We start from the raw sequence: 5,561 nt of genomic DNA on the forward strand, positions 1-5,561 counted from the left end.
ACGTCCCAGGTGGCGACGCGGAGGGTGTCGGCGGCGGCGGGAAAGGCGAGGAGGACGGTGAGGAGGAGGGCCCGCATGGCGGGACGATGAAGGCCCGGTGGCTAAGGGTTCGTTAACCGGAAGGGGGCGCGCAACTCATGGACAGGGGGTATGCATGAGACAGCAGACGCGCGCCGGCGGGGGCGTCAACCGGCGGCGCGGGCGGAGGCGGCGGCGATGAGGGTGATGAAGCGGCGGGCGCCGGTGCCGAGAGGGCGGTCGTTGCGCCAGACGAGGTCGACCCAGAGGCGGAGCTCGTTGCTCATGTCGGCGAAGGCGATCTCGGCGAGGCGGCCGGCGGCCGCGGAGGGCTCGACGAGGCGGCGGGGGAGGAAGGCCCAGCCGAGGCCGGCCTCGACGAGGAGGAGCGTCGAGAGGTGGCTGTCGGTGTGCCAGACGCTGCGCGAGAGAAGGAGGCGCGGGTCGGCGGCCGCCGCGTCGCGGCCGGTGACGGCGATCTGGCGGGCGACGACGAGGTCGCTGAGGCGCGGGCGGGAAGTGGCGGCGACGAGGGGGTGAGAGGGCGCGGCAACGGCGACGAGCAGCTCCTGGCTGAACTCCTGGAAATCCTCGCGCTCGTCGAGGCGGGGGCGCTCGAAGACGAGCGCGAGGTCGACCTCGCCGGCGTGGAGGCGGCGCATCATCTCGTCCTGCGGGCCGGAGACGACGTCGATCTCGAGCGCGGGGAACTCGGCGGCGAGCGCGGCGAGCGGCGCGCTCCAGGGGACGAGGAGGAGCTCGGCGGCGATGGCGAGCGAGAGGCGGCGCTCGAGGCCGGCGTGGAGGGCGAGGGCGTGCGCCTCGAGCCGGGCGAGGCCGGCGGCGATGGCGCGGACCTGCGGCTCGAGGGCGCGGGCGGCGCCGGTGGGGACCGGTTCGCGGCCGGAGCGGTCGAAGAGGCGGAGGTCGAGCTCGGCCTCGAGGCCGGCGATCGTCATGCTGACGGCGGAGGGGACGCGACCCAGCGCACGGGCGGCGGCGGAGAAGGAGCCGGCGTCGAGGACGGCGAGGAAGGTGCGGACGGTTTCGCTGGTGAAGGCCATCCGTCACCATGGCTGACAGGAGCTGACTGTATCCATCAGCCGGAATGGACTACCTCCGGCGCCGGCACAAGCGAATCAGGATGGAAGCGGTGCAGGGTGTGCTGCGCAGGATCGTCTACGTCTCGCTCTACGAGGGCATCGCCATCCTGGCGACCTCGGCGGGGGTCGCGGGGATCTACGGCGTGAGCGGGGCGCGCGCCGGGGTGCTGGCGGTCGGTTCCTCGACGGTCGCGATGCTGTGGAACTTCGTCTTCAACACGTTCTTCGAGCGGTGGGAGGCGCGCCACCCGGCGGCCGGGCGCAGCTTCGCCCGGCGGGTGGCGCATGCGGCGGGCTTCGAGGGCGGGCTGGCGCTCATCCTCGTGCCGCTCGCGGCCTGGTGGCTCGGGATCACGCTCGTCGAGGCGCTGATCCTCGACCTCGGGCTGCTGGTCTTCTTCCTCGCCTATACCTTCGGCTTCACCTGGGGCTTCGACCGGCTGTTCGGGCTGCCCGGTGCCTACGGGAAGGGCTGAGGCGTCAGGCGGCGAGCCAGGGACGGCTCGAGGCCAGCTTCGCCTCGAAGCTGTCGATGGCGGCGGCCTTCTCCATGGTGAGGCCGATGTCGTCGAGGCCGTTGAGCAGGCAGTGCCTGCGGAAGGGGTCGACCTCGAAGGAGATCGAGCCGCCGTCCGGGCCGGTGATGACCTGCTTCTCGAGGTCGACGGTGACGACGGCGTTGGCGCCGCGCCGGGCGTCGTCCATCAGCATGTCGACCTGCTCCTGCGGCAGCGCGATCGGCAGGATGCCGTTCTTGAAGCAGTTATTGAAGAAGATGTCGGCGAAGGAGGGGGCGATCACGCAGCGGATGCCGAAGTCGAGCAGCGCCCAGGGGGCATGCTCGCGCGAGGAGCCGCAGCCGAAGTTCTCGCCGGCGACGAGGATCGTCGCCTTGCGCCAGGCGGGCTTGTTGAGGACGAAGTCCGGGTTCTCGTTGCCGTCCGCGTCGTAGCGCATCTCGTCGAAGAGGTTCTTGCCGAGGCCGGAGCGCTGGATCGTCTTCAGGAACTGCTTGGGGATGATCATGTCGGTGTCGACGTTGATCAGGGGCAGCGGCGCCGCGACGCCGGTGAGCTTGGTGAACTTTTCCATGGCCCGTGCCTTCCGGTGGCTTGTCGGGAGGAGTTAGCCCGGCCGGGCGGGCGGCGCAAGCGGCGCCGGACTTCCCCATGACTTCCCCACGGGGGCAATCGGGGGAGAAGGCAAGAGCGAGCGGGGCGGGGCGCCCGGCAGACGCGTCGAGTCCCTGCGCAATCAGGATTTCGCGCGCGAAACTATAGGTATCCCATTGATACTGAAGAGATTCGTCGGGTTAATGCTTCGTTACTCGCCCGCAGGCCCTGGATCGCGCCGACCCGGCGAGCGCCGGCCGGTCGTCCTTCAGGGCGAGGATGTCGTCGGCGATCGCGCTGGACTTCCCCTCGCCCTGTCCCTAGTGCCCCGCGCCGGAGGAGACCGATGGCCGTGCCGAATTCCGCCGTTCCGCAACCCTGGTCCGCTCACGTGCGGGCGACCGTCGTGCTGGCGCTGCCGCTCGTCGGCACGCAGCTGGCACAGACGGCGATGAACGTCACCGACACGCTGATGCTCGGCTGGCTCGGGGCGGAGGGGCTGGCGGCGGGCATCCTCGGCACGCAGGCCTTCTTCATCGTCTACATCTTCGGCGTCGGCTTCTCGCAGGCGGTGATGCCGCTCGCCGCCGCCGCCGAGGGGGCGGGCGACGCGGCGGGCGTGCGGCGGGCGGTGCGGATGGGGCTCTGGGTGCTGGCGCTCTACAGCGCGCTCGTCATGTGGCCGCTCTGGCACGCCGAGCGCATCCTGCTCGCGCTGGGGCAGGAGCCGGAGCTGGCACGGCTCGCCGGCAGCTACGTGCGGGTCGTCATGTGGTCGATGCTGCCCGCGCTCGTCATCACCGGAATGCGGGCTTTCCTGAGCGTGGTCGGGCATGCCTATGTGCTGCTCGCCATCATCGTGATCGGGGCGGGCGCCAACGGGTTGCTCGACTATGCGCTGATCTTCGGGCACTACGGCTTTCCGGCGCTCGGGGTTCCGGGTGCGGCGCTGGCCACGGCGCTCGCCAACCTGCTGATGGCGCTGCTGCTCGTCGCCTATGCGACGCTGGCGCCCGGGCTCGCGCGCTATGCTCTGCTGGCGCGCCTCTGGCGGCCGGACTGGCGGGCCTTCGGCGAGATCCTGCGGCTCGGCTGGCCGATCGGGGCGACGGTGGTGGCCGAGGTCGGGCTCTTCGTCAGCGCCTCGCTGATGATGGGCTGGCTCGGGGCGGTGCCGCTCGCGGCGCACGGGATCGCGGTACAGCTCGCCTCGGTCGCCTTCATGATCCCGCTCGGGCTCGGCAACGCGGCGACGGTGCGGGTCGGGATCGAGTACGGGCGCGGGGCGCGGGCCGACCTCGGCCGGGCGGCGGCGACGGCGCTCGTGCTCGCGACCGGGATCGCGCGCCTCGGGGCGCTCGCCTTCTGGACCTGGCCGGAGGCGCTGATCGGGCTCTTCCTCGACGCGGAGGATCCGAACGCGGCGGCGGTCCTCGCCTATGCGGTGCCGCTCCTGCTCGTCGCCGCCGCCTTCCAGACGGTCGATTCGCTGCAGGCGGTGGGGAGCGGGCTGCTGCGCGGGGTGCAGGACACCCGCGTGCCGATGCTGATGGCGCTCTTCAGCTACTGGGCGGTCGGGCTGCCGGTGGCCTGGGCCTTCGGCTTCCGGGCGGGCTGGGGCGGGACCGGGATATGGATCGGCCTCGCGCTCGGGCTGGCGACCGCGGCGGTGCTGCTCAACGGCCGCTTCGCGCTGCGCGAGCGGCTCGGGCTGCTCGGCCGGTGATCCGCGGGCTCACATGAGCTCGCGGACGTCGGTCAGCCGGCCGGTGACGGCGGCGGCGGCGGCCATCGCAGGGGAGAGCAGGTGCGTGCGGCCGCCGCGGCCCTGGCGGCCCTCGAAGTTGCGGTTCGAGGTCGAGGCGCAGCGCTCGCCGGGGGCGAGCTGGTCGGGGTTCATGCCGAGGCACATCGAGCAGCCGGCCATGCGCCAGTCGAAGCCGGCCTCGATCAGCTTCTGGGCGATGCCCTCCTCCTCGGCTTGGGCGCGGACGAGGCCGGAGCCGGGGACGATCATGGCGCGGAGGCCCTCCTTGACGCGGCGGCCCTCCATGACGCGGGCGACCTCGCGCAGGTCCTCGATGCGGCCGTTGGTGCAGGAGCCGATGAAGACGGTGTCGATGGCGATGTCCTGCAGGCGGGTGCCGGGGGTGAGGCCCATGTATTCGAGCGAGCGGCGGGCGGCGTCGACCTTGCCGCCCTTGAAGTCCTCGGGGTGGGGGACGACGCCGGTGATGGGGAGCACGTCCTCGGGGCTGGTGCCCCAGGTGACGACCGGCGCGATCTCGGCGGCGTCGAGGATCACCTCGCGGTCGAAATGCGCGCCCTCGTCGGTGAAGAGGGTGCGCCACCAGGCCTCGGCCATCTCGAAGGCGCCGGCCTTGGGGGCGTGCGGGCGGCCGCGGACGTAGCGGTAGGTCTTCTCGTCGGGGGCGATCAGGCCGGCGCGGGCGCCGCCCTCGATCGCCATGTTGCAGACGGTCATCCGGCCTTCCATGGAGAGGTTGCGGATCGCCTCGCCCATGTACTCGATGACGTGGCCGGTGCCGCCGGCGGTGCCGGTGGCGCCGATGATCGAGAGGGTGATGTCCTTGGCGGTGACGCCGGGGCCGAGGGAGCCCTTCACCTCGACCTTCATGTTCCTCGACTTCTTCTGGATCAGGGTCTGGGTGGCGAGGACGTGCTCGACCTCGGAGGTGCCGATGCCGTGGGCGAGGGCGCCGAAGGCGCCGTGGGTGGCGGTGTGGCTGTCGCCGCAGACGATGGTCATGCCGGGCTGGGTCCAGCCCTGCTCGGGGCCGATGATGTGGACGATGCCCTGGCGGATGTCGCCGACGCCGTAGTATTCGATGCCGAAGTCCTCGGCGTTCTTCTTCAGGGTCTCGACCTGGATGCGGCTCTCCTCGTTCTCGATGCCGCGGGCGCGATTGATGTCGGTCGGGACGTTGTGGTCGGGGACGGCGACGGTCTTGCCGGGCGCGCGGACCGGGCGGCCGGCCAGGCGCAGGCCCTCGAAGGCCTGGGGGCTGGTGACCTCGTGGACGAGGTGGCGGTCGATGTAGAGCAGGCAGGTGCCATCCGGGGCTTCGTCGACCAGATGGGCGTCCCAGATCTTGTCGTAGAGGGTTTTCGGTTCGGACATGCTTTCCTCCCACGAGGATGGCTTCGACGGACGACGGGTGGCGCGCGTCCCGGCGGTCAGGGACGGAGGCTGAGGCCGCGGCTGTGGAAGCGCCACGGCAGGCGCGCGCGGTCGTCCATGTCGAAGATCCGTGGCATGGGGCTTCTCTAGCGGCGAATCGGGGCCGCGACAAGCGGAGCCGCGGCC

The 5,561-nt window shown here is 71.6% G+C and carries 5 protein-coding genes; 2 read left to right on the plus strand and 3 right to left on the minus strand.

Features of this window, described 5'->3' with window-relative positions; translation table 11 throughout:
- Positions 1 to 185: 185 nt before the first annotated feature.
- The gene (locus Q0112_RS00015) at positions 186 to 1,082 is read right to left on the minus strand and encodes a LysR family transcriptional regulator (protein ID WP_297970010.1); all 897 of its coding nucleotides are present in this window, start codon (positions 1,080 to 1,082) and stop codon (positions 186 to 188) included.
- An 80-nt stretch (positions 1,083 to 1,162) separates the two neighbouring features.
- Between Q0112_RS00015 and Q0112_RS00020 the strand changes: the two genes are divergently transcribed.
- A complete protein-coding gene (locus Q0112_RS00020) occupies positions 1,163 to 1,597 on the plus strand; it encodes a PACE efflux transporter (protein WP_297970011.1) in 435 nt (144 codons plus the stop codon).
- A 4-nt stretch (positions 1,598 to 1,601) separates the two neighbouring features.
- Here the strand turns inward: Q0112_RS00020 and leuD are convergent, their stop codons facing one another.
- Positions 1,602 to 2,213, minus strand: coding sequence for a 3-isopropylmalate dehydratase small subunit (gene leuD / locus Q0112_RS00025; RefSeq protein WP_297970012.1), 612 nt, complete (start codon positions 2,211 to 2,213; stop codon positions 1,602 to 1,604).
- Positions 2,214 to 2,579: 366 nt separating this feature from the next.
- Here leuD and Q0112_RS00030 point away from each other — a divergent pair, with 366 nt between their 5' ends.
- Positions 2,580 to 3,959, plus strand: coding sequence for an MATE family efflux transporter (locus Q0112_RS00030; RefSeq protein WP_297970013.1), 1,380 nt, complete (start codon positions 2,580 to 2,582; stop codon positions 3,957 to 3,959).
- Positions 3,960 to 3,968: 9 nt separating this feature from the next.
- Here the strand turns inward: Q0112_RS00030 and leuC are convergent, their stop codons facing one another.
- The gene (gene leuC / locus Q0112_RS00035) at positions 3,969 to 5,375 is read right to left on the minus strand and encodes a 3-isopropylmalate dehydratase large subunit (RefSeq protein ID WP_297970014.1); all 1,407 of its coding nucleotides are present in this window, start codon (positions 5,373 to 5,375) and stop codon (positions 3,969 to 3,971) included.
- Between the last annotated feature and the right edge of the window lie 186 nt (positions 5,376 to 5,561).

This window comes from uncultured Amaricoccus sp., from assembly GCF_937858865.1.
Lineage (GTDB): Bacteria > Pseudomonadota > Alphaproteobacteria > Rhodobacterales > Rhodobacteraceae > Amaricoccus.

What these genes read in the sequence shown, in the direction of transcription:
- Q0112_RS00020 (WP_297970011.1), top strand. Translation starts at nt 1,163, where the DNA reads ATGGAAGCGGTGCAGGGTGTGCTGCGCAGGATCGTCTACGTCTCGCTC.
- leuD (WP_297970012.1), bottom strand. Translation starts at nt 2,213, where the DNA reads ATGGAAAAGTTCACCAAGCTCACCGGCGTCGCGGCGCCGCTGCCCCTG.
- leuC (WP_297970014.1), bottom strand. Translation starts at nt 5,375, where the DNA reads ATGTCCGAACCGAAAACCCTCTACGACAAGATCTGGGACGCCCATCTG.
- Q0112_RS00015 (WP_297970010.1), bottom strand. Translation starts at nt 1,082, where the DNA reads ATGGCCTTCACCAGCGAAACCGTCCGCACCTTCCTCGCCGTCCTCGAC.
- Q0112_RS00030 (WP_297970013.1), top strand. Translation starts at nt 2,580, where the DNA reads ATGGCCGTGCCGAATTCCGCCGTTCCGCAACCCTGGTCCGCTCACGTG.